At 72.6% G+C, this 24,954-nt stretch carries 22 protein-coding genes; 7 read left to right on the top strand and 15 right to left on the bottom strand.

The window, feature by feature from the left end; genetic code table 11:
• Positions 1–158: 158 nt before the first annotated feature.
• Positions 159–1,793 carry a chaperonin GroEL gene (gene groL, locus ACPA54_RS10405; RefSeq protein ID WP_423528400.1) on the bottom strand — a complete coding sequence of 545 codons (1,635 nt, stop codon included), beginning with the start codon at positions 1,791–1,793 and terminating at the stop codon, positions 159–161.
• 232 nt (positions 1,794–2,025) lie between these two features.
• Complete coding sequence (gene groES, locus ACPA54_RS10410) at positions 2,026–2,334, bottom strand: co-chaperone GroES (RefSeq protein ID WP_345673649.1); 309 nt, start codon at positions 2,332–2,334, stop codon at positions 2,026–2,028.
• Positions 2,335–2,700: 366 nt separating this feature from the next.
• Between groES and ACPA54_RS10415 the strand changes: the two genes are divergently transcribed.
• Complete coding sequence (locus ACPA54_RS10415; protein WP_423528401.1) at positions 2,701–3,000, top strand: hypothetical protein; 300 nt, start codon at positions 2,701–2,703, stop codon at positions 2,998–3,000.
• A gap of 156 nt (positions 3,001–3,156) precedes the next feature.
• On the opposite strand, the gene ACPA54_RS10420 is transcribed toward ACPA54_RS10415, so the two are convergent.
• Complete coding sequence (locus ACPA54_RS10420; RefSeq protein WP_423528402.1) at positions 3,157–3,510, bottom strand: hypothetical protein; 354 nt, start codon at positions 3,508–3,510, stop codon at positions 3,157–3,159.
• Positions 3,511–3,661: 151 nt separating this feature from the next.
• On the opposite strand from ACPA54_RS10420, the gene ACPA54_RS10425 reads away from it, so the two are divergent.
• Positions 3,662–4,804 (top strand): class I SAM-dependent methyltransferase, encoded by a 1,143-nt coding sequence (locus ACPA54_RS10425; RefSeq protein ID WP_423528971.1) that lies wholly within the window; start codon positions 3,662–3,664, stop codon positions 4,802–4,804.
• 67 nt (positions 4,805–4,871) lie between these two features.
• Here the strand turns inward: ACPA54_RS10425 and ACPA54_RS10430 are convergent, their stop codons facing one another.
• The 4 genes from ACPA54_RS10430 to rimI form a co-directional block, all read right to left on the bottom strand.
• Positions 4,872–5,720 carry a polysaccharide deacetylase family protein gene (locus ACPA54_RS10430; protein ID WP_423528403.1) on the bottom strand — a complete coding sequence of 283 codons (849 nt, stop codon included), beginning with the start codon at positions 5,718–5,720 and terminating at the stop codon, positions 4,872–4,874.
• Positions 5,721–6,205: 485 nt separating this feature from the next.
• Positions 6,206–6,472: an antibiotic biosynthesis monooxygenase family protein gene (locus ACPA54_RS10435; RefSeq protein WP_423528404.1), complete on the bottom strand. Its 267-nt coding sequence runs from the start codon at positions 6,470–6,472 to the stop codon at positions 6,206–6,208.
• A gap of 10 nt (positions 6,473–6,482) precedes the next feature.
• The gene (gene tsaD / locus ACPA54_RS10440) at positions 6,483–7,520 is read right to left on the bottom strand and encodes a tRNA (adenosine(37)-N6)-threonylcarbamoyltransferase complex transferase subunit TsaD (protein ID WP_423528405.1); all 1,038 of its coding nucleotides are present in this window, start codon (positions 7,518–7,520) and stop codon (positions 6,483–6,485) included.
• Positions 7,513–8,046, bottom strand: coding sequence for a ribosomal protein S18-alanine N-acetyltransferase (rimI, locus tag ACPA54_RS10445; RefSeq protein ID WP_423528406.1), 534 nt, complete (start codon positions 8,044–8,046; stop codon positions 7,513–7,515). The genes tsaD and rimI overlap by 8 nt, the downstream gene beginning before the upstream one ends.
• A gap of 541 nt (positions 8,047–8,587) precedes the next feature.
• Between rimI and ACPA54_RS10450 the strand changes: the two genes are divergently transcribed.
• The gene (locus ACPA54_RS10450; RefSeq protein WP_423528407.1) at positions 8,588–10,999 is read left to right on the top strand and encodes a lamin tail domain-containing protein; all 2,412 of its coding nucleotides are present in this window, start codon (positions 8,588–8,590) and stop codon (positions 10,997–10,999) included.
• A gap of 136 nt (positions 11,000–11,135) precedes the next feature.
• On the opposite strand, the gene tsaB is transcribed toward ACPA54_RS10450, so the two are convergent.
• The gene (gene tsaB, locus ACPA54_RS10455; RefSeq protein ID WP_345673641.1) at positions 11,136–11,789 is read right to left on the bottom strand and encodes a tRNA (adenosine(37)-N6)-threonylcarbamoyltransferase complex dimerization subunit type 1 TsaB; all 654 of its coding nucleotides are present in this window, start codon (positions 11,787–11,789) and stop codon (positions 11,136–11,138) included.
• 173 nt (positions 11,790–11,962) lie between these two features.
• Between tsaB and ACPA54_RS10460 the strand changes: the two genes are divergently transcribed.
• From ACPA54_RS10460 to ACPA54_RS10470, 3 genes are all read left to right on the top strand, one after another.
• On the top strand, positions 11,963–13,105 hold the full coding sequence (locus ACPA54_RS10460) for an alpha/beta hydrolase (protein WP_423528408.1): 1,143 nt from the start codon (positions 11,963–11,965) through the stop codon (positions 13,103–13,105).
• A gap of 165 nt (positions 13,106–13,270) precedes the next feature.
• On the top strand, positions 13,271–13,906 hold the full coding sequence (locus ACPA54_RS10465; RefSeq protein ID WP_423528409.1) for a hypothetical protein: 636 nt from the start codon (positions 13,271–13,273) through the stop codon (positions 13,904–13,906).
• Between the two features lie 112 nt (positions 13,907–14,018).
• Complete coding sequence (locus ACPA54_RS10470) at positions 14,019–16,340, top strand: transglycosylase domain-containing protein (protein ID WP_423528410.1); 2,322 nt, start codon at positions 14,019–14,021, stop codon at positions 16,338–16,340.
• Between the two features lie 114 nt (positions 16,341–16,454).
• Here ACPA54_RS10470 and tsaE read toward each other — a convergent pair whose 3' ends face one another.
• The 6 genes from tsaE to ACPA54_RS10500 all read right to left on the bottom strand — a co-directional run bounded on the left by tsaE (position 16,455) and on the right by ACPA54_RS10500 (position 23,548).
• The gene (gene tsaE, locus ACPA54_RS10475; protein ID WP_423528973.1) at positions 16,455–16,928 is read right to left on the bottom strand and encodes a tRNA (adenosine(37)-N6)-threonylcarbamoyltransferase complex ATPase subunit type 1 TsaE; all 474 of its coding nucleotides are present in this window, start codon (positions 16,926–16,928) and stop codon (positions 16,455–16,457) included.
• A gap of 145 nt (positions 16,929–17,073) precedes the next feature.
• Positions 17,074–18,234: an alpha/beta fold hydrolase gene (locus tag ACPA54_RS10480; RefSeq protein ID WP_423528411.1), complete on the bottom strand. Its 1,161-nt coding sequence runs from the start codon at positions 18,232–18,234 to the stop codon at positions 17,074–17,076.
• A 25-nt stretch (positions 18,235–18,259) separates the two neighbouring features.
• Positions 18,260–19,384 carry an alanine racemase gene (alr, locus tag ACPA54_RS10485; RefSeq protein WP_423528412.1) on the bottom strand — a complete coding sequence of 375 codons (1,125 nt, stop codon included), beginning with the start codon at positions 19,382–19,384 and terminating at the stop codon, positions 18,260–18,262.
• Between the two features lie 123 nt (positions 19,385–19,507).
• Positions 19,508–21,226, bottom strand: a complete 1,719-nt coding sequence (locus ACPA54_RS10490) for an NAD(P)H-hydrate dehydratase (protein WP_423528413.1) — start codon at positions 21,224–21,226, stop codon at positions 19,508–19,510.
• Positions 21,227–22,067: 841 nt separating this feature from the next.
• Complete coding sequence (locus ACPA54_RS10495; RefSeq protein ID WP_345673634.1) at positions 22,068–22,448, bottom strand: holo-ACP synthase; 381 nt, start codon at positions 22,446–22,448, stop codon at positions 22,068–22,070.
• 131 nt (positions 22,449–22,579) lie between these two features.
• The gene (locus ACPA54_RS10500; RefSeq protein ID WP_423528414.1) at positions 22,580–23,548 is read right to left on the bottom strand and encodes an EamA family transporter; all 969 of its coding nucleotides are present in this window, start codon (positions 23,546–23,548) and stop codon (positions 22,580–22,582) included.
• Positions 23,549–23,755: 207 nt separating this feature from the next.
• Here ACPA54_RS10500 and ACPA54_RS10505 point away from each other — a divergent pair, with 207 nt between their 5' ends.
• Entirely contained in the window at positions 23,756–24,295 is a 540-nt protein-coding gene (locus ACPA54_RS10505) for a MarR family winged helix-turn-helix transcriptional regulator (RefSeq protein ID WP_423528415.1), read from the top strand.
• Positions 24,296–24,374: 79 nt separating this feature from the next.
• Here the strand turns inward: ACPA54_RS10505 and ACPA54_RS10510 are convergent, their stop codons facing one another.
• Complete coding sequence (locus ACPA54_RS10510) at positions 24,375–24,938, bottom strand: GNAT family N-acetyltransferase (protein WP_423528416.1); 564 nt, start codon at positions 24,936–24,938, stop codon at positions 24,375–24,377.
• Positions 24,939–24,954: the final 16 nt, after the last annotated feature.

The raw sequence follows: 24,954 nt of genomic DNA on the forward strand, positions 1-24,954 counted from the left end.
CCCACATAAGGCCCGGGGGGTCCCGGGCGGGGGGGGGCCCGCGGGGGGGGGGGGCGCGCCGCCCGCGCGCCCGCGGCGGGCGGGGCGGGCAGGCCGAGGCCCTTCGTGCGTCCTGCGCGGGGTACCGCGTGACCCGCCGGTCGACGGATCGGGGTGCGTCAGTGGCTGTGGCCGTGCCCGCCGTGGCTGTGGCCGTGGCCGTTCGCCTCGGCCTCGGCCGGCTTCTCGACGACCAGGGACTCGGTCGTGAGCAGCAGCGACGCGATCGACGCGGCGTTCTGCAGCGCGGAGCGGGTCACCTTGACCGGGTCGATGACGCCGGCCTTGAGCAGGTTGCCGTACTCGCCGGTGGCGGCGTTGAAGCCCTCGCCGACGCCCAGTTCCTGCACCTTGTTGACGATGACGTAGCCCTCGAGGCCGGCGTTCTCCGCGATCCAGCGGAGCGGCTCGACGGCGGCGCGGCGCACGACCGCGACACCGGTGGCGACGTCGCCGGACAGGCCCAGGTTGTCCGCAAGGACCGCGGAGGCGTGCACGAGCGCGGTGCCGCCGCCCGCCACGATGCCCTCTTCGATCGCCGCGCGGGTCGCGGAGACCGCGTCCTCCAAGCGGTGCTTCTTCTCCTTCAGCTCGACCTCGGTGGCCGCGCCGACGCGGATGACGCACACGCCGCCGGCCAGCTTCGCAAGGCGCTCCTGGAGCTTCTCGCGGTCCCAGTCGGAGTCGGTGTTCTCGATCTCGGCCTTGAGCTGGCGGACGCGCTCGGAGATCTTCTCCGCGTCGCCGGCGCCGTCGACGACCGTCGTGGCGTCCTTGGTGATCGTCACGCGGCGGGCGGTGCCGAGCACGTCCAGGCCGGCCTGGTCGAGCTTGAGGCCGACCTCGGGCGCGATGACCTGGGCGCCGGTGAGGATGGCCATGTCCTCCAGCATCGCCTTGCGGCGGTCGCCGAAGCCCGGGGCCTTGACCGCGACGGCGTTGAACGTGCCGCGGATCTTGTTGACGACCAGCGTGGACAGCGCCTCGCCGTCGATGTCCTCGGCGATGATCAGCAGCGGCTTGTTGCCGCCCGACTGGATGACCTTCTCGAGGATCGGCAGCAGCTCGGCGATCGCCGAGATCTTGCCCTGGTTGATCAGGATGTACGGGTCGTCGAGGACGGCCTCCATACGCTCCTGGTCGGTCACCATGTACGGCGACAGGTAGCCCTTGTCGAACTGCAGGCCCTCGGTGAACTCGAGTTCGAGGCCCATGGTGTTCGACTCTTCGACGGTGATGACACCGTCCTTGCCGACCTTGTCCATCGCCTCGGCGATCAGCTCGCCGATCTGCCGGTCCTGCGCGGAGAGCGCGGCGACGTTGGCGATGTCTTCCTTGCCCTCGATCGCGCGGGCGGTGCCGAGCAGCTCGTCCGACACGGCCTTGACCGCGGCGTCGATGCCCTTCTTCAGGTCCATCGGCGCGGCACCGGCGGCGACGTTGCGCAGGCCCTCGCGGACCAGCGCCTGCGCCAGCACGGTCGCGGTGGTGGTGCCGTCACCCGCGATGTCGTTGGTCTTGGTCGCCACCTCCTTCGCGAGCTGCGCGCCGAGGTTCTCGTACGGGTCGTCGAGTTCCACCTCGCGGGCGATGGTGACGCCGTCGTTGGTGATCGTCGGCGCGCCGAACTTCTTGTCGATGACGACGTTGCGGCCCTTGGGGCCGATCGTCACCTTGACCGCGTCCGCGAGCGCGTTGACGCCGCGCTCGAGCGAACGACGGGCGTGCTCGTCGAACTGGAGAATCTTGGCCATGGGATGTGAATCCTCTGTTCCTCTTCGGCTTGGTCAGCCGTTTTTCAGCGCGTGATGCGGCACGTGTGCGGTGCGCTGCCGTGCGGGTGCGAAACGATGCGTTCCGGTTCGCCTCGCACCGCCGCGCGGACCGTCACGGCGCCGCGGTCCTTGCCTGCGCAACGACACCGCCCCGGGCGCCCCAGTCGGGGTGCCCGGGGCGGGTCGTTGGCTCAGCGGGTGGCTGCGATCGTCACTTCTCGATGATTGCGAGAACGTCGCGCGCCGAGAGGACGAGGTACTCCTCGCCGTTGTACTTCACCTCGGTGCCGCCGTACTTGCTGTAGAGCACGGTGTCGCCGACCTTCACGTCGAGCGGCAGTCGCTGCCCGTCCTCGAACCGGCCCGGGCCCACGGCCAGGACAGTGCCCTCCTGGGGCTTCTCCTTCGCCGTGTCCGGAATGACCAGGCCCGAGGCCGTGGTCTGCTCGGCTTCGAGCGTCTGGACCACAATGCGGTCCTCAAGCGGCTTGATGGCAACCTTGGTGCTGGCGGTCGTCACGATCCGACCTCCCCCTTCGGAGATCTCACGGGGTAATTGTCAGGTGGCGACCAGGTAAGCCCGTCGTCGCGGGTGCCGGACCTGCCCGTCGCGTTGGCACACTCATGGGGAGAGTGCCAATCACAGACCCTAGGCTTCGGTTAGCACTCCGTCAACTAGAGTGCCAATAACCCGGGGGGCGTGTTGCACCTGTGCCCCCTGCGCCAAGCGCGCCGCGAGCGGTAACGGACCGCTGTCGTACGGATCCGATCGATCGTGATCGGGCACGCGTACCGTCAGTTCGAAGCGCCGGCGGGGATCGCGGGCTCGGGACGATAATCCGGGCATGAGCTACCCAGTCGAAGGGCGGTGAGGCGGCCGCCGCGTGTGGCGGAGCTGCTGCCGGAACTGTGTGAGGAACTCTGCCGGCTCCTGCGTGACGAAGGGGAGTACGGCCTCGCCGCGTTTCTGCCGTCCATGCCCGTCGTCGGGACGTGCGCGTGCGACGGCGACCACTGCCAGAGCTTCTACACCGCCTCCAGGCCCGTCGGCAGGTACGGCTTGGGGCACCGGAACATCGCGTTGTCCCCCGAGAGCGGGATGGTCATCCTCGACGTCGTCCATGGCGCGATCATGTTCGTCGAGGTCCTGGATCGCCCCGGGGTGAAAGTGCCCTCCGCCTGCTGAGCCCGCTGACAGTCCACGGGTGTGGTCGTGCGGTTTGGTGAAGTCGCTATGTACCAAGCGATTCTGCGAACGGGACCGCAGATGGACGCGGTGCTTGTCGGGGCTCGTCGGTAGCGCCACGGCCCTCGCTGCGAGGGAGCCGCCCGGACACATACTTCACCCCCCTTCCGCGCCATCACCATGCGTGCGTAGGGAGTGTGTGGGGGCCGGGCGGGGTGCTTCGGGGGTGCGGGTGGAGCGGCGCCAGTAGTCGAGGGCGACGGCTGTGCCGATGAGTGCGGCGAGGATCTGCGCGGAGATGTGCAGCACGCGGGTGCGGCCGGAGTAGGCGAACCAGGAGTTCACGCCGGCGGCGCAGATGGCGACGGTGTAGGCCGCCCAGGCGTAGGCCGCACGGCGCAGGCTTTGGCGGGTGGGCGGCCGGTTTCGACGGGGGCGCTTCCGTAGGCCGCCCGGCCGGTGGCCCCGGCGGTCCCGGTGGTCTCGGGCCTTCTGGCTCTCACGCGCCACGCTGTTCCCCCACATCCCCCGTGCCTACGCCGCCTTTGCCACCCCGCCACACCGCGCGACAACCATACGGTCGACAAGGTGTGGGGGTGATCGGGGCGTGCGCACCGACCGGGAGAATGGGTGGGTGGATACCCAGACCTTTGCGTTGTTGATGGCCGATGAGGGGCGCGGGCTGCTCGAGCGGGTGCGGGGGTTTGGGACCGGTGACGAGATCGCCCTGGCGACGAGGCTGCGGAAGGAGTTCCCGGCGGAGCTGGTCGCCGCGGCGATGACGCAGGAGCGGCTGCGGCAGCGGGGGAAGGCGAAGTTCGGGGACGATGCCGCGCGGATGTTCTTCACGGCGCACGGAGTCGAGCAGTCCACCCGGGTGGCGGTCGCCGATCACCGGGCCGCACGCATCGCCGCCGCGGGCATCCGTACCGCGGTGGATCTGTGCTGCGGGATCGGGGGTGACGCGCTCGCACTCGCGCGTGCCGGGGTGCGGGTGGTGGCCGTCGACCGGGATCCGCTGACGTGCGCGGTGGCCGCGGCGAATGCCGAGGCGCTGGGGCTCGCCGAGCGCGTCGAGGTGCGGTGCGCCGATGTGACCGAGGTCGAACTCGCTGGGTACGACGCCGCGTTCCTCGACCCGGCGCGGCGGACCGCGCGGGGGCGGGTGTTCGATCCGGAGGCCTACTCGCCGCCGCTGTCGTTCCTCGACACGCTCGCCGCGAAAGTGCCGTGCGGCGCCGCGAAGGTCGCGCCGGGGATTCCGCACGAGGCCATCCCGTCGGGGATGGAAGCCGAATGGGTGTCCTACGCGGGGGACGTGAAGGAAGCCGTCCTCTGGTGGGGCGAGAAACTCGTCGAACAGCCGCTTCGGGCAACGCTGTTGCCGCAGGCCGCGTCCCTCGCGGCGGCCACCCCGCGTCAGGCGCCGCACGGCCCTGTGGGGCGTTACCTCTACGAGCCCGATGGCGCCGTCATCCGCGCCCACTTGGTCGCCGAGGTCGCCGAGGAGGTCGGCGGCGTGCTGGTGGACGAGTCGATCGCCTACATCACCGCCGACACGCTCGTGCCAACCCCGTTCGCACACGCGTACCGGCTCACCGACGTGCTGCCCTTCAACCTCAAACGGCTCAAGGCCCTGGTCCGGGAACGCGACATCGGCACGCTGACGGTGAAGAAGCGCGGCTCGGCCGTCACACCCGAGGAAGTCCTGAAGAAGGTCAAGCCGTCCGGGCGAACGTCGGCGACGGTGTTCCTGACCCGGGTCGACGGCGCGCCGACGATGCTGCTCGGCCACCCCGTGTAAGGCAAGCCCGCCGGAATCCGGCCACCGGCCACCCCCGACGAGCCCGCCCCTCACCACAGGACCGAACTCACACGTAGTCGTCCAAGCGCGCGATGGTGAACCCCTGTTCCTGGATCTTCTTGAACAGGTTCGCCATCATCTGCGTCATCGTCGTGCCCTTCAGCTCCGACGGTCCGCGGAAGTGCGCCAGGATGATGTCGCCCGGATGGAGCTTCTTCAGGCCCTCGTCGTACTGCATGTCGTTGATCTGCATCGACTCGCGCCACAGGATGATCGCGCCCATCCCGCACTCCCCCGCCGCCTTCAGCGTGGCGTCGTTGTAGTTCCCGAACGGCGGCCGGAACAGCACCGGGCGCTTCCCGTATGCCGCCGCGATGGCGTCCGAGTCGCCGCAGATCTCGCGCTTCTGCGCCTCCGCCGACAGCGTCTTCAGGTTCGGGTGGTCGACGGTGTGGTTCTGGATCGTGTTGCCGAGTTCCTGGAGCTTCTTGAAATAGTCCGGGTTCTGCTTGATGTATGTGTCGTTCAGGAACATCGTCACCGGCACGCCGAGGTCCTTCAGCATGTCGAGGAACTTCGGGTCCTTCTCCGCCCCGTCGTCGAGCGTGACGAACACGATCTTCTGGTCGGTGGGGACCTGCCGGACCACGACCGGTGCCGACAGATTCGCCTTCACCGGCTTCTGCGCGGGCGGCTTGGGCGGTGCGGCGAACGGCTTGATGCCCCAGCGCGCCGCTGCCGCCTGGACGTCGTCCGGAGCGGGGGCGGCCTGCGTGTTGTTGCCGGGCGCGGACGAACCGGAGGGCACCGCACCGGCGCTGGGCATGTTCTGTCCGAACGGTTTCGGCTTGTTGTCGTCCCCGCATCCCGCCAGGAGCAGCGCCGCGACGACCGCGCCCACCACACCGAGCCGCACCCGGGCCCCCGTCCGAGCTGCCCGAGCCGCCCGAACTGCTGTACGTACCGCCACGGTTCCGCGCCCTTCATCGATCCACAGCGTCACACCGGCGTCCCACCGTACGCGGCTCCGCATACACCATCGCGCAACCGACCGGCCCGGGAATGTCGATACGGGTGTATAGGTCGGCGTGCACAGGGCACACTCAAGTCCTGAAGGCATGGCACGTGCGGCGGCGCGTCGCCATGCGGTGCGGCCGTCCCGTCCCCGGCTTGTGAATCAGGCCTCCTCGTCGGGGACGGGCCGGATTTCTCGGCAGGTCGCGGGATGGCCCGCGGAGCACCCTCAGGACCACCGCGGTTCCCCGGGCCGCCCGCGTACGGACGGCTCCGAGGACTACACGCGCGCGAGGCCGCCCACCGTTGCACCCGAACACCCACACGAGTACCGGCCCGAACACCAGCGCGGGCACCGACCCGGGCGGCAACCCGACATCCGACGGCTCAGCGCTGCACCTGCTCGAAGTCCCACGCATGCGGCGGACGTGCCAGCAGATCCGCCGGCGGATCCGGCAGTCCGGCCGGGTCGCCGGTCCACAGGCTGATGACCACGACGCGGCTGTCCGCGCTGCGGAACACCTCGGCACGCGTCAGCCCGGGGGCGCTGCGCAGCGACGGGAGCGCCGTCGCGTAGACCCATTCGACCAAGGCCTCGGCGCTGCCGGGTTCGGCTTTCGCCTCCCACATCGACGCGGTCACGGGTGCGGTCACAGCTGACTCCTCAGGCCTGGGTGACGGTAACCGGCATCGACGAATCCGCCGGAATGTCGAGCAGCGACGGGCGCCGGTTGCGGTTCACCATTTCCGCGCCCAGCGCCGCGACCATCGCGCCGTTGTCCGTGCACAGGCCCGGACGGGGCACGCGCAACGAGATCCCGGCCGCCGCACAGCGCTCCGCGGCCATCGCGCGCAGCCGCGAATTGGCCGCGACGCCGCCGCCGAGCAGCAGGTGTTCGACGCCGTTCTCCCGGCACGCCCGGATCGCCTTGCGGGTGAGCACGTCCACGACGGCTTCCTGGAACGACGCCGCCACATCCGCGACCGGCACCGGCTGCCCGTCGCGCGCCCGGCCCTCGACCCAGCGCGCTACCGCGGTCTTGAGTCCGGAGAAGGAGAAGTCGTAGGCCGCGTCGCGGGGGCCGGTGAGGCCGCGCGGGAACGCGATCGCCTCCGGGTCGCCCTCGCGGGCCTTCCGGTCGATCACCGGCCCGCCCGGAAACCCGAGCCCGAGGACACGGGCGACCTTGTCGAACGCCTCCCCCGCCGCATCGTCGATGGTGGAGCCCAACGGCCGTACATCGGACGTCACATCGGGCACCATCAGCAGCGACGAATGCCCGCCCGACACCAGCAGCGCCATGCACGGCTCCGGCAGCCGCCCGTGCTCGAGCTGGTCGACGCAGACGTGGGCGGCGAGGTGGTTGACGCCGTACACCGGCTTGTCGAGCGCCATCGCGTAGCCCTTGGCCGCGGCGACGCCGACGAGCAGCGCACCGGCCAGGCCGGGGCCGGAGGTGACCGCGATCGCGTCGATGTCCGCCATCGTGACGCCTGCGGTCTTCAGCGCGCGGTGCACTGTGGGGACCATGGCCTCCAAGTGCGCGCGACTGGCCACTTCGGGGACCACGCCGCCGAAGCGGGCGTGCTCGTCGACGCTGGACGCAACCGCGTCGGCGAGCAGCGTGGTGCCGCGCACGATGCCGATACCGGTCTCGTCGCACGAGGTCTCGATGCCGAGGACCAGGGGTTCGTCAGCCACCGGCGGAGGCTCCGTTCGAGTCGGGCGAGGCAGCAGCAGAAGCGGGAGCAGCGGAAGGAACAGGGGTGCGGCTCAGGTCGCAGCGCATGACCAGCGCGTCGACGTTGGCCGGCTGGTAGTAGCCGCGGCGGATACCGAGCGGCGCGAACCCGAAGCGTTCGTACAGGCGTTGCGCGCGGACGTTGTCCACGCGGACTTCCAGCAGCACGTGCCCGCAGCCGTGCGCGCGGGCCGCGGACAGCAGGTCGGCGAGCAGGTCGGCACCGAGGCCGGTGCCCCACAGGTCGCGCCGGACGCCGATGGTCTGCACGTCGGCGTCGCCGCCGGCCACGGCCAGGCCCGCGTAGCCGGCGATCGTGCCGGACGCGTCCTCGGCAACCACGTAGTGGTGGGTTTCCGGCTCCGCGAGTTCCGACCAGAACATGCCCTCGGACCAGGCGTCTTCGGGGAACAGGTCGTGTTCGAGCACGAGCAGCGGTGCGATGTCCCACCAGCGCATGGCGCGGAGCGTGGGGGCGGAGTCCATGTCGCGAGTCTACGGCGGCGAAGCGGACACCCCGGCCACGCGAGGGCCGCGCGAAGGCCGCGCGAAATCCACACGCAGGCCGCACGCAGGCCGCGCGAAGGCGACGCGAAGGCCCGGACAAGCCTGGACCAAGGCCCCACGAAGATCCACACAAAGGCCACACAGGGATCCCCACCGCGATCCGCACGACCGCGCGACGACCGCGCCACGACCGCGCACGCCCCCGCGCCCGGCAACCCGCTCCTCGCGCCCCCTGGGATTCCGCTGCCCGACCTGCTTCGATTCCCTCGGGGTCTACGCGCGGAGAAATCCGCCGTGCCCGGCCCGCCGAGTTGTCCGCTTTCCCGTTCGTTGTTCCGCCCCGCACGGCCCGGCCGTCGTTCCGGCGACGGCCCGCGTTCACCAGCGCTCCCGAGGATTTGCCCGTTCGGCCCACCGCCCCAGGAGGATCAGGAGGATCCGGGTGACATCTCGACCGACGCCGCCACGCAGGCGCCGATCTCCCCGCACGCTCGCGACGGCCGTCGCGGGCGCGCTCGCCGTGAGTCCCGTGCTGATCGCCGCGCATCCGGCTGCCGCGGCCCCCTCTCCCGACGTGCTCGTCGCCGAGGTCTACGGCGGCGGCGGCAACGCGGGCGCCACCCTCACCCACGACTTCGTCGAACTCGTCAACAAGTCCGCCGCCGCCGTCGACCTGACCGGCTGGACCGTGCAGTACCGCTCGGCGACCGCCGCCGCGGGCACCGCGTGGCAGGCCACCGCGCTCACCGGCAGCATCGCCCCGGGCGGGCGCCTGCTCGTCGCCGAAGCCAAGGGCCAGAACGGCACCGTGGCACTGCCGACACCGGACGTCGCCGGGTCGATCGCGATGTCCGCGACCGCCGGCACCGTCGCGGTGGCCGCCACCGCCGACCGGCTGACCTGCTCGACGCCCGACGAGTGCGCCGCCGACACCCGGGTCCGCGACCTCGTCGGCTACGGCAACGCCGCCGTCCGCGAAGGCTCTCCCGCGACCGGCGCGTCGAACAGTGCCGCGGTCGCCCGCGACGCGTCTTCCGACGACACCGACGACAACGCCGCGGACTTCACCGCGGGCGCGCCCACTCCGGTCAACGCCCGCGGAGAAGTCCCGGGGACGCCGGGCGGCGAGCCCGCGCCGACCGCGCGCATCCACGACATCCAGGGCACCACGCGGGTCTCGCCGAAGAACGGCGCCCAGGTCTCCGCGGTCCCCGGCATCGTCACCGCGATCCGCCCGTTCGGCTCGTCGCGCGGCTTCTGGATCCAGGACCCGCAGCCCGACGACGACCCGCGCACCTCTGAAGGCCTGTTCGTGTTCACCGGCAACGCGACGCCGCAGGGCGTCGCGGTGGGCGACGCGGTCACGGTGACCGGCAAGGTCGAGGAGTACTACCCGGGTTCCGCCGACGCCGCGCCGCAGTCGCTGACCGAACTCACCGGCGCGTCGTGGACGGTCGCGTCGTCCGGCAACCCGCTGCCCGCGGCGGTGGTGCTGGACGCGGCGTCCGTGCCGGACGCCTACACGCGGGACGGTGCGCTGGACACGCTGCCGCTCCAGCCGTCCGCCTACGCGCTCGACTTCTACGAGTCGCTGGAGAGCGAGCGCGTGCAGGTCGCCGACACGCGCGTCGTCGGCGCCACCAACACGCACGGCGAGCTGTGGGTCACCACCGAGCTGGGGCAGAACCCGACGGCGGGCGGTGGCACGCTGTACGGCTCGTACACCGCACAGAACCCGGGCCGGATCAAGGTCACCTCGCTCATCCCGTTCGCCGAGCGCCCGTTCCCGACGGCGAACGTCGGCGACACCCTTTCCGGCCCGACCGCGGGTCCGATGACGTACGACAGCTTCGGCGGCTACGGCATCGCCGCCACCACGCTCGGCCACCTGACCTCCGCGGGCCGCACGCCCGAGGTGACGCGCGATCAGAAGACCACCGAACTGGCGGTCGCCACGTACAACGTGGAGAACCTGTCGCCGAAGGACACGCAGGCGAAGTTCGACCGCCTCGCCCGCGGCATCGTCACGAACCTGGCGACGCCGGACATCGTGGCCCTGGAGGAGATCCAGGACAACAGCGGCCCGGACGACGACGGCACGGTCGCCGCGGACCAGACCCTGAGTCGGCTCGTCGCCGCGATCTCCGCGGCCGGCGGCCCGGCGTACCAGTGGCGGTCGATCGCGCCGCAGGACGGGAAGGACGGCGGCCAGCCGGGCGGCAACATCCGCACCGCGTTCCTGTTCGACCCCAAGCGCGTGCAGTTCGTCGACCGCCCCGGTGGCGACGCGACGACCGCGGTCGACGTGCGCAAGACCTGGTACGGCCAGACCCAGCTGACCGCCTCCCCCGGCCGCGTCGCGCCGACCGACGAGGCGTGGGCGAACAGCCGCAAGCCGCTCGCCGCCGAGTTCCTGTTCCGTGGCCGGACGGTGTTCGTGATCGCGAACCACTTCGCGTCCAAGGGCGGCGACCAGGCGCTCGACAGCCGCTTCCAGCCGCCGACCCGGACCTCGGAGGTGCAGCGGGTCCGGCAGGCCGCGGTGCTGCACGACTTCGTGAGCAAGCTGCTGGCGTCCGACCCGAAGGCCAATCTGGTCGTGCTCGGCGACCTGAACGACTTCGCCTTCTCGCCCGCGCTGCAGCAGCTGACGTCGGACGGATCGTTGCGCAGCCTGGTCACCACGCTGCCCGCGGACGAGCAGTACGGCTACGTCTACAACGGCAACAGCCAGGTCCTCGACCACGTGCTGACCAGCCCGCGGATCACCCGGTTCGAGTACGACATCGTGCACGTGAACGCCGAGTTCGCGGACCAGGCCAGCGACCACGATCCGCAGGTGCTGCGGATGCGGCCGAGCACCGGGAACGACTTCCTCGACGCGATCGACCGGCTGTTCGAGGACTGGCTGGACCGGCACCCGCCGCAGTAACCCGCACGAGTGATGGCACAACCGACCGGCACTACCCACCAGCACTCCCCACCAGCACAACCAAGCGGCATGCCCGACCGGCACGCCGTCCCGCGGTGGTGTCCCCGCCGCGGGACGGCGTGCCGGTTTCGGGTGCTCAGGGCTGCGAGACGGCCTTGTAGTTGGCCGGCACCTTGGCGTCCGGGCGCCGCAGGTAGAGCGGCTCGGGTGGCAGCAGCTCGCCGCCGTCCTTGAGCCGCTCGACCGCGAGATCGGCCAGCGCGGCGGCGTCGACGTGTTCCGGGCCGGCGACCTCGGCGAACGCGTCGGCGTACAGCGCGGCGCCGGCGCCGATCGCGGGCAGTCCTGCGACGGACTCGGCGATGTCGGCGGCGCGGTCGACGCCCGGGCCCGCGGTGCGGGTGCGGGCGTCGGCGTACCGCGCCCAGTACACCTCCTTGCGGCGCGCGTCGGTCGCGGCGACGAACGGTCCGCTGCGGCCGGACGCGTACGCGAGGGCGTCCAGGGTGCAGATGCCGTGCACCGGAATGCCCAGGGCGTCGCCGAGGGCGCGCGCGGTCATCAGGCCGACGCGCAGCCCGGTGTACGGCCCGGGGCCGACACCGACGGCGATGTCCGTCAGCTCCGTCCGGTCGCGGCCCGCCTCGGCGAGGACGGTGACGATCCCGGGGGCCAGCAGTTCGCCGTGCCGACGGGCGTCGATTTGCGTGCAACCGGACACGATGCGGGATCCGTCGTGTAGAGCGACGGTCACTGCGGGGGTGGCGGTATCGAAAGCGAGCAACAGCACCGGCCCAGGCTATCCCGCCCGAGAGGGGCCGCCGGGACGGACGGGATCACCCCCGGGTCGGGAGACACTGAAGCGCCGCCGCCCGACAGCCGCAATTCCGGTCACTCGCGGGGCAGGACACGGCAGCCGCACACGCGAGACGACAGCGCGACAGGAAGCAAGGAGCACTCCCCATGGGTCCAGCCGGGACGCCGTTCATGTGGCTGACGGTGCTGCTGGTCGTGGCCGCTCTGGTCGCCACCGTGGCGCTGTGGCCGAAGCTGGCGAGCCGCACGCCGCTGCACGTGGCCGGGCGGGCCGGCCTCCTGGTGACCGGGCAGGTGTGCGCCGCGCTGTGCGCGCTGATCATCGTCAACAAGTCGCTCGGCCCGTTCTACGTCACCTGGGCCGACCTGTTCGGCCAGGACGTCGGCGACGTGTCCGCCGAGCAGGCCTCGGGCGGCGGCCCCGACCTGCCGCCGTCGGTGGCCGGGAAGAACGCGCCGGGCGGCCCGCACGGGGGTCCGCACGGCGGCAATCAGAAGTTCGACCCGTACTCGGGCAGGTTCGTGAAGACCAGCTTCACCGGCCCGAAGTCCGGCGTCACCGGCGAGGTGGACGTCTACACGCCGCCGCAGTACGACGACCCCGCGAACAAGAACCGCGAGTTCCCTGTCGTGATGCTGCTGCACGGTATCCCCGGCACCAACTCCGGCTGGGTCGGCGGCGGCGCGATGAACGTGCAGAAGCAGGTCGAGCCGCTGTTCGCGAGCGGCAAGTCGCAGCCGTTCGTGCTGGTCGTCGCGGACATCGGCAACAACTCGAACAACACCCAGTGCAGCGACGTGCCCGGCAAGGGCAAGCGTGGCACGTGGCTGGCCGACGACGTGCGGTCCATGGTGGTCGGCAACTTCCGCGTGTCGTCCGACCCGAAGAAGTGGGCGACGCTCGGCTACTCGACCGGCGGCACCTGCGCGGTCAAGCTCGCCGTGCAGCACCCGCAGGCGTTCCGCTACGGCATGAGCATCGCGGGTGACGACTTCAAAGGCGACACGTCCGCGTTCAACGGCGACACCGCTCTGCGCGACAAGAACAGCGCCATGTGGCTGCTGAACAACCAGAAGCCCGCGCCGGACGTGGCGCTGTGGCTGATGACCAGCAAAGAGGACCAGGTCGGGCTGACCAGGTTCAGCGACGAACTGGTGCTCGCGGCGCGGCAGGCGGGAGTGCCGGCGGAGTCGTTCACGGTGCCGCGCGGCGGGCACGTGACCGGCACGTGGCGGCAGCTCGTGGAGCCCGCGTTCCTGTGGCTGAACGGCAAGATGCAAGGCGGCTGACCCGAGAATCCCCACGGAACCCCGCGGAACCGGGGGCGCCCCGCAGGCGTCGCCGGTACCGCGGGGTTTCGTGCTGTCCCGGCACGGACGCCGTCACCCGCCTGGCACGATGTGGGTGCACGGTACGGCGCCGCGCGGCGCACACGGTCACCGAAGGGCATGGTCATGGCGAATCCCGGTACGACGGTCGCGAGCCTCACGGTCGCGGCGCTGATCGGCGTGGGCGCGCTGGCCTGGAAGGCCGCCGATTCGGCACCGGACGACCGCCGCGCCGCGGTGTCGGCGACCAGCCCGGCACCGGCTCCGCCCGGGCAGCCGCAGGCGCCCGCGTCGCCCTCGCAGCCGCCGGTGCCGGCGAACTCCGGGACCGGCATGCGGGTCGTGTACTCGGTCGGGCAGAACCTGGTGTGGCTGGTCGACGCCAACGAGAAGGTGCCGCGCTTCTACAAGGTGGCGCCCGGCTCGGTCCTCACGCCGGTGGGCACCTACCGGGTCCAGGGCAAGACCCCCGGGCCGCAGAACGGCGGCGACGGCCTCAAGATCGTCTACACGGTGCGCATAGGTTCCGCGGGCAGCGTGATCTACGGCTTCAGCGGCACGGACACGCCGCTCGACGACATCATGGCGGCCAACGCGCCCCAGCCCTCCGGCACGCGCAAGCCCACCGGGAAGACCACGACGTCGCCGCGCACCACGACCGGGTCGAAGAAGGCGAACGCGGGCGTCCGCGAAACGGTGGACGACAGCAAGGCGCTGTACGAGTTCGTCGACGTGGGCACGTCCGTCGTCGTCGTCGCCTGACGGCGCGCGCGGACCACCCGTTCGCGCCGCACAACATCACCCCACCCGATTTATCCACATATCATCGCCTTCGAGATCAGGCAGATATGCGGTGAGCGGAAGCGGTGACGCAGTGTCAGATCACACACCGGGCCCCGGCACCCCCGCGGGCGGCCCGCCTGCCGCCCCGTCGGTCACCGTGCCGCGCCGCCGCCGCGCCTTCGACTATCCGCGAGCGGGCAAGTCCAAGTTCCGCCAGTGGATCCCGTCGGTGAAGCAGTTCCTCACCGCACTGCTGTTCGTGATCGGCCTGCTGTTCCTCGGCGCGGGCGTCGTCTACGCGATCACCCCCATTCCCTCGCAGCCGAACGCCAGCGCGACCAAGCAGAGCAACATCTACCTGTGGAGCGACGGCAGCGAGATCGCCCGCACCGGCACCACCAACCGGCAGAACGTGCCGCTGTCGTCCGTGCCGCTCCAGGTCCAGCGCGCCTTCCTCGCCGCGGAGAACCGCACCTTCTACTCGGACTCCGGCATCTCGCTCACCGGCACGATGCGCGGCCTGGTCAACTCGGTGACCAGCGGCGGAGCCTCGCTGCAGGGCGGCTCGACGATCACCCAGCAGTACGTCAAAAACCTGTACCTCACCCAGGCGCAGACCGTGTCGCGGAAGCTCAAGGAAGCGATCATCGCGGTCAAGATGGACCGCACCGAGTCCAAGGACGACATCCTCGAGGGCTACCTCAACACCGTCTACTTCGGCCGCGGCGCCTACGGCATCCAGGCCGCCGCGCAGGCCTACTACGGCGTCGACGCCTCGCAGTTGACCGTCGAACAGGGCGCCTACCTGGCCGCGCTGATCAACGCGCCGGGCGCCTACGACGTCAAGAACACCACCGAGCACGGCCGCGCCAAGGCCGTCGCCCGCTGGAACTACGTCCTCGACGGCATGGTCAAGTCGAAGTGGCTGACCCCGCAGGAACGCGCCGCCATGGTCTTCCCCGAGCCCCTCGACCCGAAGACCCAGCCAGGCCTCGCCGGCATGAACGGCTACCTCGTCGAGACCGCCAAGCAGTACCTGCTCGACAACGACGTCGTCGACGAAGACCTGCTGGCCGCGGGCGGCTACACAATCACCACGACGTTCGACAAAGCCAAGACCCAAGCCATGTACGACACCGTGCAGAGCACGCTCGCGGGCAGCCTCGACCCGGCGGGCAACCGCGCCGACGTGGGCGTCCGGGTCGGCGGCGCGTCCGTCGACGTGGCCACCGGGAAGATCGTGGCGATCTACGGCGGCCCCGACTACGTCAAGCAGTTCGTCAACAGCGCGACCCGCCGCGACGTCCAGGTCGGCTCCACGTTCAAGCCCTACGTGCTGGCCGCCGGACTGCGCGAAGGCGTCCTCAAGGGCAGGAAGCGGGTCCCGATCACCCCGCAGACGGTGTACGACGGCAACAACGACGTCGTGATCACCTATCCGAACGGCAAGCCCGTCCTCGAGAACGGCAAGCCGTGGCAGCCCGGCAACGAGGACGGCCGCAGCTACGGCATGATCACGCTGTCCCGCGCCATGGACGTGTCCGCCAACACCGTATACGCCCAACTCGGCATGGACGTCGGCCCTGACCTGGTGGTCGCCGACTCCATCCGCACCGGTCTGGACAAGGACACGCCCGGACTCGAACCGAACCCGTCGGTGTCGCTGGGCACCGCCACGCCGAGCGCGCTCGACATGGCCGGTTCGTACGCCACCTTCGCCGGCCAAGGCACCCACATCGCCGCGTACTCGGTGGCGAAGCTGAGCCGCAACGGCGAGGACGTGGGGCTGCCCGGGCACGGCTCCGAACAGCCGTACACCGCGGACCAGGCCAACAGCATCAACCAGGTCCTGCAGTCCGTGGTCGAGAACGGCACGGGCTTCCGCGCCCAGCAGCTCGGCCGCCCGGCGGCCGGCAAGACCGGGACGACGGACGACAACCGGTCCGCCTGGTTCGTCGGCTACACGCCACAACTGTCCACAGCGATCGGCATGTTCCGGCAGAACCCGACCACGAACGCGTTCGAGTCGATGAACGGGACGGCCGGGCTCGCCCGCGTCGACGGCGGCAACCTGCCGACGCGGATGTGGACCTCCTACATGACGAAGGCGCTGTCCGGGGCACCGGTCGCGGACTTCGCCGTACCGCCGGACAACGGCGGCGGAAGCGCGCCCGAGACCAGCCAGCCGCCCACGTCCACCCCGCCGAGCAGTTCGGCACCGCCCTCCACGCCGGAAACGTCGGCACCGGCGACGAGCAGCGCTCCCGGGACGACGGCACCGCCGACCGGGGGCTCGCCGTCGACGGGCGAGACCGCGACGCAGTCGCCGAGCGGCGGAGGCGGCGGGTCTTCGGGACCGTCAGGGCCGTCGGAGGGAGCGGAGGGACCGGCGGAGCTGGCCGGGCGGCGTTAGGACGACGATCGGCTTGTCGGGTCATATGCGCTGGGGGGATCCCCTTTGATCATTCAAGCGCGGACCCGTGAACCCGTGCTTCGGCCCGTCCACAGGACCGAAGTCGTCCACAGGTCACACGTTGTCCTCCGCCAACGCCGCCCCGAAGTCCACCCCTGCCCACCGCTCCCCGATGCCCCGCAACGTCACGACCCGCACGTCGTCGCCCTCGGCCACGTCTTGGCCTTCCGCCCGGGCGATCAGGATCTGCAGGCGCTCCTCGGCCAGGTCCTCGACCTTGCCCTCCCCCCACTCCACGACCGTGACCGACTCGTCCAGCGACGCGTCCAAGTCCAGGTCGTCCACCTCGGCCGCGACGTCCGCGCCGCCGAGCCGGTAGGCGTCCACGTGCACCAGCGCGGGCCCGTCCGCCAGCGACGGATGCACCCGGGCGATCACGAACGTCGGCGACGTCACCGCCCCGCGCACGCCGAGCCCCACCCCGAGGCCCTGCGTGAACGTCGTCTTCCCCGCACCCAGGCCGCCCGACAGCACCAGCAGGTCGCCGCCGCGCAGGACCGCGGCGAGCCGCCGCCCCAGTTCGCGCATCGCCTCGCCGGTGGGCACCTCGATCTGCTCGGTCCGCACCGTCTCCACCGTTTCCTGCCCCACTGCTCTGTCCTGTCGTCCCGTCCGAGTCCGTGCCGCCGGACCGTCCGGCGGGTCCGCTCGCCGCACCGGCCGAGCGGCCGGGTCAACCGGCCGCGTCACCCGCCGCGTTCTTCCCGGCGGCGGAACCCGTCGATCCGCTTCGCCGCCGTCCACCGCCGCCACCGCGCCGGGCGGCTTCGCGTGCGGCGCGCGCGAGAAGACCGCGCAGCGCCGCATCCACCACCTCCGGATGCTCCAACGGGGTGAGATGGCCGGAGTCCGGCACGATCACCAGTTCCGCGTCCGGCACCGCGTCGTGGATGGCCTCGCTGTGCGACGCCGGGGCCATCATGTCCCCCGCGCCGCCGACCACCAGCGTCGGCACGCGGCCGAGCACCGGCAGCGCGGCCAGCTTGTCGTGCGTCTCGAACGCGGGGAAGAACTCCGCGATCACGTCGATCGGCGTCGCGGAGATCATCCGGTCGGTGAACCGCACGACCGCCGGGTCCACGTCGGAGTCGAACGCGTACCGCTCGGTGAACACGTACACGAGGTCCCGCGCCGCCCGGCGGGTCGCCTCGACCAGCGCCGCGCGCTTGCCGAGGGTGCGCATCACCCCGGGCGCGACCCGGTGCATCAGCCGGGCGCCCGCGGCGGGGATACCGAGGGTGACCGTCGCCCATCGCCCCGCCGAGGTGTTGAGCAGGCCGACGCCGACGACCCGCGTCCCGAACAGTTCGGGGTGCCGGTCGGCGAGCGCCATGATCGTCATGCCGCCCATGGAGTGCCCGACGAGCACCATCGGGCCCTTCGGCACGAGCGCCTTGATGACCGCGTAGAGGTCGTCGCCGAGCTGGTCGATCGTCGCGCTCTCCGGCGTGCCGCGGCCCGAACGGCCGTGGCTGCGCTGGTCGAACAGGACGAGCCGGTAGTCGTCGCCCAGCGCCTCGCGCTGGTGGTGCCAGCAGTCCATGTTGAGGCAGTAGCCGTGGCACAGGACCACGGTGAGCGGCGCGCGCGGGTCGCCGTCGACTTCGGCGTACAAGTCGACGCCGTCGGGGGCGGTGACGATGTGCGGCTCGCCGTGCAGCATCCCGTACTCGCTGACCGCGTCCATCTCGGCTTCGGCGCGGCGGCGGACCCGTCCGACCGTCATGCGCTCTATGGCCACCCCGGCCGCGGCGCCGACCGCGAGCACGCCGACGGCCGCGCCGAAGATCCCGGCCCGGCGCGCCGCGTTGGCTCCCGCGGTGGGGTCGCTCACGCGCACGACCCCCAACAGTGAGCGGTCATCGCGCCCCCAGGTACACGCGCGGCACGCGCGCCCCGATCCGGGTGACGATCTCGTACGCGATGGTGCCGGCGGCCTGCGCCCAGTCCTCCGCGGTCGGCTCGCCGCGGTCGCCGGGGCCGAACACCAGGACTTCGTCGCCCGGTTCGACGGTGTCGCCGCCGAGGTCGACGACGAACTGGTCCATCGCGACGCGGCCGACGACGGTACGGCGGCGGCCGCCGAGCAGCACGGGCCCGGCACTGCTGGCGTGCCGGGGGATGCCGTCGGCGTAGCCGAGCGGGACGAGCGCGAGGTTGGTGGCGCGTTCGCTGTGCCAGGTGTGGCCGTAGCTGACGCCGTGGCCTTCGGCGACGTGCTTGACGTTGGCGACGGTCGCGGCGAGCGTCATCGCGGGGCGCAGCCCGAGGTCGGCGGGGCTGTGCAGGTCCGGGACGGGCGAGACGCCGTAGGTGGCCAGGCCGCTGCGGACCAGGTCGAAGTGGCTTTCGGGGAGCAGCAGCGTGGCGGGCGAGTTGGCCATGTGCCGGACTTCGGGGACCACGCCGTGCTGTTCGGCGCGGGCGACGGCGTCGTGGAACACGGCGAGTTGGCGCGGCACCGACGGGTGGCCGGGTTCGTCGGCGCAGGCGAAGTGCGACCAGAGCCCGACGACGTGCACGAGCCCGTCGGCTTCGGCTTTGAGCGCGGCTTCGACGAGGTCGTCCCAGTCGTGCGGCTGGCAGCCGTTGCGGCCGAGGCCGGTGTCGGCTTTGAGGTGCACGCGTGCCGGGCGGCCCGTCGCCCGCGCCGCGGTCTCGACTTCGGCCAAGGCCCACCGGGCGCTCACCGAGATGTCGATGTCGGCGGCGATCGCGTCGGCGAACGGGTCGCCGGGCACCCACAGCCAGGTGAGGATCCGTCCGTCGAGGCCCGCGGCGCGCAGCGCGAGGGCTTCCTCGGGGACGGCGGTGCCGAGCCACGTCGCGCCGGCCTCCCGGGCGGCGCGGGCGCACGGCACCAGGCCGTGCCCGTACGCGTCGGCTTTCACCACCGCCATGACCTGGGCCGCGCCGACGCGGTCCCGTACCGCGGTGATGTTGTGCCGCACCGCGTCGAGATCGATCCGGGCTTCGGCACGCATAGGGCGGTGGATCCCCTCATTCGGCGGTCGTCGTTCGGCGGTACGTGGCCCGCGGCAGGCTGCGGGCGGGAGTCCCAGTGTGGCAGGCGCACCCGCGTCGTGCTGGCGGGGACGCTCCGGCGGTCAGGCCCGGCGGACCTCCGCCCAGGCGCGCGGGACGGCCGCGGCGACGTCGGAGGCCGCGCACGGCACGCCGTCGGCGGAGGCCAGCCGTCCGGCGAGGCCGTGCAGGTAGGCCGCGCACACGGCGGCGTCGACGGGGCGCAGTCCGGTGGCCAGCAGGGCGCCGGCCAGGCCGGTGAGGACGTCGCCGCTGCCCGCGGTGGCCAGGTAGGGGGTGCCGGTGGGGTTGGCCCAGGTCTCGCCGTATGGGTCGGCGATCACCGTCGTGGAGCCCTTGAGCAGCACCGTCGCGCCGTAGCCGGCGGCCAGTTCGGCGGCGGTGGCGAGGCGTTCGGCTTCGACGTCGGCGCGGGTGGTCGCCAGGCCGAGGCCGGCGAGGAGGCGGACGGCTTCCCCGGCGTGCGGGGTCAGCAGCGCGCCGGGGACGCGCGCCAAAGCCGACGTGCCAAGTTCCGCCAAAAGGGTGAGTCCGTCGGCGTCGACGAGCACCGGGACGCCCGCGTCGAGGACGGTGGCCAGCCGGGCGCGGGCCTCGCTCCCGGTGTCCAGGCCCGCGCCGACCGCGTACGCCTGCACGCGCCCGTCGCCGACCAGGACTTCCGGGTGGGCGGCGAGCACCGCGTCGCCGACCGCGCGCGGGCCGACGTACCGGACGGCGCCCGCGCCGCCGCGGAGCGCGGCGCCGGTGGCGAGCACGGCCGCCCCCGGGTAGCGCTCCGACCCGGCGACGAGGCCGAGCACGCCGCGCGCGTACTTGTCCGACTCGCGGGCCGGAACGGGCAGCAGCCGGGCGACGTCGGCGTGCTGGGCGGCGCGCAGCACGGGTTCGGGGGGCGTGAGTCCGATGTCGACGAGTTCGACGACGCCCGCGTACTCGGCGCCCGGGTCGACGAGCAGGCCGGGCTTGTAGGTGCCGAAGGTGACGGTGACGTCGGCGCGCACCGCGGTCAGCGCCATGCCGGTGCCGAACACGGCGTGCGCGTCGCCTTCCGCGGGGGCCTGCGCGGCGGTGCCGTGCGCGGTGAGGTCGCCGCGGGCGGCGGCGCCGGGCAGCCCCGGGTCCGCGGGCTGCGGCGGGGCTTCGTGCCACGCGCCGCCGACACCTTCGACGGCCTCCGCGGCACCGGCGGCGGGGCCGGGTTCGGCGCCGGGCGCGTCGAGCCCGGCGGGCCCGGCGGCGCGGTCGGGTCCGGGGGGCGGGGCGGCGACCGCGCCGGTGTCCGCGTCGATGCCGCTGGGCAGGTCGACGGCCACCACGAGCGCGCGGGACCGGGCGGCGGCCGCGGCGAGGACGCCGGCGGGCGGCCGCAGCGCGCCGCGCCCGCCGATGCCGACGATGCCGTCGAGGACCAGGTCGGCGCCGCCGACGAGGGCTTGTGCGTCCGCGAGGAAGCCCGGCGCGTCGGCCGGGTGGATTCGCCCGCCCGCGGCGCGCAAGGCCGCCAGACCGGCCGTGTGGGCCCGCTCGGGCGCCAGCAGGAGCGCGTCGACCCGGGAACCGCGGCGGGCGAGGCGTTCCCCGGCGAACAGCGCGTCGCCGCCGTTGTCGCCGCTGCCGACCAGCAGCACGACCCGGCTGCCGGGCACCCGCCCGAGCAGCCCGGCACAGGTCGCCGCGAGCCCCGCGGCGGCCCGCTGCATGAGCGCGCCGCCCGGCAGCACCGCCATCAGCGCCGCCTCCGCGGCCCGCACCTGCTCGACACTGTGGGCTTCCCGCACCGCCGCACCTTCCCTTCGCTCCACCCGACCGGCACCCACCGCGCCCGTCCGGCGCGGCCTCCGCCGGACGGACGGTGCCGCACGCGCACCAGCCGAGGCGATGCCCGCGCGGGGAGAGAACCACACCGACGGAAGGCGGGCGAATCCGGGTCGGGTGAGGACCGGACCAAGGGGGCAGGGCCGGGCGGCGTGTCGGGCGCGGGGCCAAGCGAAGCCGCCGGGCGGGACCGGGGGCGGGCGGAAGACCGGCCCCCGGCGCTGCGCCGGTCGGGAGACCGGCCGCACGGGCGAACCGCACGGCGGGACGAAGGGGGAGGGCCAGGCGGCATGTCGGGCGAGAGACCGGGCGCGGGGGGGAGCGGGGCAGGCGGGCGGGCGGAAGACCAACGCCACCGCTGCGCCCGGCGCTGCGCCGGTCGGGAGACCGGCCACACGGGCGAACCGCACGCCCGGACGAAGGAAGCCAGGGCCGAGCGGCGTGTCGGGCGGGAGACCGGGCGCGGCCGGGCGGGACGGGGCAGGAAGGCGGGCGGAAGACCGATGCCGCCGCTGTGCCGGTCGGGCGGCCGGGCGTCGCCCGCACGGCGAACCCCACGCCCGAGCGCTCCCGGAGGGCCGTGCGAACGCGTCGACCCGCCTCGCCCCGCGCCCGTTGCCTGCCCGCGACCGCCCGCAGCTCCGACCGCCCCGGACCCGGGACGGCGGCCGTCCCCGGTCCGGACTCGGCCACGTCCGGGAGGTCGCGCACGCCCGGCAAGAACCGCGCGCCCGACCCTGCGCCGCCCGCCGTAACCGAGCCGACCACACGGCCGACCGGCACGGCTCCGGGCGTCGCCGGCCCTCACCCCTCCGCGATCACCACCGCCGACGCGATTCCCGCGTCGTGGCTCAGGGAGACGTGCCAGCTTCTGACCCCCAGCTCCGCGGCGCGCGCGGCGACCGTGCCGCACACCGTCAGGCGCGGCTGCCCGGAGTCCTCGGTGCGGATCTCGGCGTCGTGCCACTGGAGCCCGCGCGGCGCCCCCAGTGCCTTCGCGAGGGCTTCCTTGGCGGCGAAGCGGGCGGCAAGCGACGCGATGCCGCGTTCCTGGCCGGGCCGGACCCAGCGCTCCGCGTCGGTGAACAGCCGGTCGGCCAGCCCCGGCGTCCGTTCCAGGGACTTCGCGAACCGGTCGATGTCCGCCACGTCGATACCCACGCCCACGATCACGCGCGCCAGCATCCCACGCGGTCCCGCACGCCCGGCCGCAGGCTGCCGCGCCCGCACACGCGACGAGGGCGGGACCGGTGATCCGGTCCCGCCCTCGTCCGTTCAGCGGCTCAGCGTCCGTTCAGCGGCGGTGTCCCCGCCGCTCAGCGTCCGGCCGCGACCGCCCCGCGCCGCTCCGACTCCGCAGCCGCGGGCTCCGCTGCCGGCTGCCCGCCCTCGGCAACCACCGCCGTGCGGCTCTTGGCGGGCGCCTGGCCGGCCAGCATCGCGCCGAGGGCCAGCAGCAGCCCGAGCACCTGCCACACCGTCAGCGTCTGGTCGAGGACCACGATCCCGCCGATCGTCGCGACGGCCGGGTTGACCAGCGACAGGAAGGACACCGGGCCCGCGCCGAGCCGGTCGATCCCGCGGAAGAAGAGCACGTAGGCCACCGCCGTGCCGAACAGCCCCAGGTAGGCGAAGCCGATCCAGTTGTCCGCCGTGAACGCCGGCGGCGCGCCTTCGGTCACCAGGGCCAGCGGCGCCAGGAACAGGCCGCCCGCGGCCAGCTGCCACGCCGTCAGGTCCAGCATGGTGACGCCTTCCGGCTTGCCCCACTTGCGGGTGAGCACCGTGCCCAGCGCCATGATCACGATCGCGGTCAGCATCGCGGCGATGCCGATGCCGTCGAGCTTCGCGTTGCCCTTGAGGACCAGCAGCGCCACACCCGCCACGCCGACCAGGCCGGCGATCACGGCCCGCCGGGTCGGCCGGGCGCCGAGGATCATCGCCGAGAACCCGATGACCAGCAGCGGCTGGATCGCCCCGATCGTGGCGGCGACGCCGCCGGGCAGGTGGTACGCGCCGACGAAGATCAGCGGGAAGAAGAACCCGATGTTGAGCATCCCGAGGATCGCCGCCCGGCCCCACCACTTGCCGTGCGGCAGCTTGCGGCCGAGCAGGAGAAGCAGCAGGCCCGCCGGGAGCGCCCGCATCGCGGCGAGCAGCATCGGGCGGCCGTCCGGCAGCAGCTCGGTCGTCACCAGGTACGTCGTGCCCCACGCCGCCGGTGCGAGCGCAGTCGCCGCCGCGACGCCGATCCGACCGGCCGAACCCATCCGCGTGCCACCCATGGCCCCGATCCCCTCAACGCTGATTATCTGAACGTTGAGATAGTTCTACGCCAGGGAAACGTGAACGTCAAGTATGCGAGCGTTGAGATAATGAAGACTGATAGAACTGCCGCAGCACACCGCACCCAGCACAGCCCCCGCCGCACGACCACGATCACGACGACGACCACGACCACGACAGCCACGACACCCGGAAGGACCCGAGACATGCCCACCCCCGACCCCGCCCCCACCCCCGGACGCGAGCGCGACGCCATCGACGACATCGTCGACCAGTGGCGCCGCGAACGCCCCGACATCGACGCCACCGCCATGGCGCTGATCGGGCGCTTCAACCGCTTCCACGTCTTCGTCGAAGCCGCCCTCCGCGAGTACTTCGCGCAGCACCAGCTCGACTTCTCCGAGTTCGACGTGCTCGCCACCCTGCGCCGCTCCGGCGCGCCCTACGAGCTGAACGCCCGTGCGCTGCTCAAGTCCGCGATGGTCACGTCCGGCGCGATCACCAACCGCGTCGACAAACTCTCCGCCAAGGGCCTGGTGGAACGCCGCCCGTGCCCGGACGACCGCCGCGCCGTCCTCATCCGGCTCACCCCGGACGGCAAGGACCTCGTCGACCGCATCGTGGCCGGCCACGTGCGGAACGAGGAACGCCTCATCGCCTCCCTCACCCCCGACGAGCAGCGTCAGCTCGACGCACTCCTCAACAAGCTGCTGGTCTCCCGCGGCGACACCAGCCTCGGCGGCTGACCGCAACGCGCCCCCGACCCGCAGGCCGCTCCGGAACGCCGGGCCCGCCCCCGCCCGGCCACCGGCCGCCCCGAACGCCCTACAAGGCGCCGACGCCCCGGCTTGCGAGCGCCATCCGCAATATGTGCTGCGGCCCCGCGTCGCCGCCCAAGTACAGGTCGCCCGCGTCCACGAACCCGCCCGCGAGATACGCCGCCCGGGCCCCAGCGTTGCGCACGTTCACGGTCAGCATCAGCGTGTCCGCGTCCGGCACGACCGTCCGCGCCGCCTCCGGAAGCCGGGCGATCGCCGCGCCCCCGAGGCCGCGGCCCTGGAACGCCGCGGCGACGTAGAACGCCCGCAGCAGCACCGGTCGGCCCGGCTCACCCGCGATCTCGTCGCGGTAGCCCTGCGCGTCCAGCACCCCGAACCCCACCGCGGCGCCGTCGTGCACGATCGCGAACGGACTGCGGTACGGGTCCCCGTCCGCGACCGCCAGCGTGTCCGCCGCCCGCCCGGAGAACTCCTCCTGGTCCGCCCGCGGCGCCAGCCCCCGCACCGCCGACCGCAGCCCGGCGATCCACGGCGCGGCATCCGCCTCCGCCGCCCCCGCCGGCAGGCTCAGATCCACGAGTTCCACCGCCGGACGCGACCGCGCCGCCATGCCCACACGCCTTCCC

The organism is Uniformispora flossi, assembly GCF_049534875.1.
Classification (GTDB): domain Bacteria; phylum Actinomycetota; class Actinomycetes; order Streptomycetales; family Streptomycetaceae; genus Yinghuangia; species Yinghuangia aomiensis.

Bases quoted from the DNA above. Each gene is read 5' to 3' on its own strand.
- groL (WP_423528400.1), bottom strand. From the start codon at position 1,793: ATGGCCAAGATTCTCCAGTTCGACGAGCACGCCCGTCGTTCGCTCGAG.
- ACPA54_RS10425 (WP_423528971.1), top strand. From the start codon at position 3,662: ATGGCCGATGAGGGGCGCGGGCTGCTCGAGCGGGTGCGGGGGTTTGGG.
- rimI (WP_423528406.1), bottom strand. From the start codon at position 8,046: ATGGACTCCGCCCCCACGCTCCGCGCCATGCGCTGGTGGGACATCGCA.
- ACPA54_RS10460 (WP_423528408.1), top strand. From the start codon at position 11,963: ATGGGTCCAGCCGGGACGCCGTTCATGTGGCTGACGGTGCTGCTGGTC.
- ACPA54_RS10465 (WP_423528409.1), top strand. From the start codon at position 13,271: ATGGCGAATCCCGGTACGACGGTCGCGAGCCTCACGGTCGCGGCGCTG.
- tsaE (WP_423528973.1), bottom strand. From the start codon at position 16,928: ATGCGCGAACTGGGGCGGCGGCTCGCCGCGGTCCTGCGCGGCGGCGAC.
- alr (WP_423528412.1), bottom strand. From the start codon at position 19,384: ATGCGTGCCGAAGCCCGGATCGATCTCGACGCGGTGCGGCACAACATC.
- ACPA54_RS10495 (WP_345673634.1), bottom strand. From the start codon at position 22,448: ATGCTGGCGCGCGTGATCGTGGGCGTGGGTATCGACGTGGCGGACATC.
- ACPA54_RS10500 (WP_423528414.1), bottom strand. From the start codon at position 23,548: ATGGGTGGCACGCGGATGGGTTCGGCCGGTCGGATCGGCGTCGCGGCG.
- ACPA54_RS10505 (WP_423528415.1), top strand. From the start codon at position 23,756: ATGCCCACCCCCGACCCCGCCCCCACCCCCGGACGCGAGCGCGACGCC.
- ACPA54_RS10510 (WP_423528416.1), bottom strand. From the start codon at position 24,938: ATGGCGGCGCGGTCGCGTCCGGCGGTGGAACTCGTGGATCTGAGCCTG.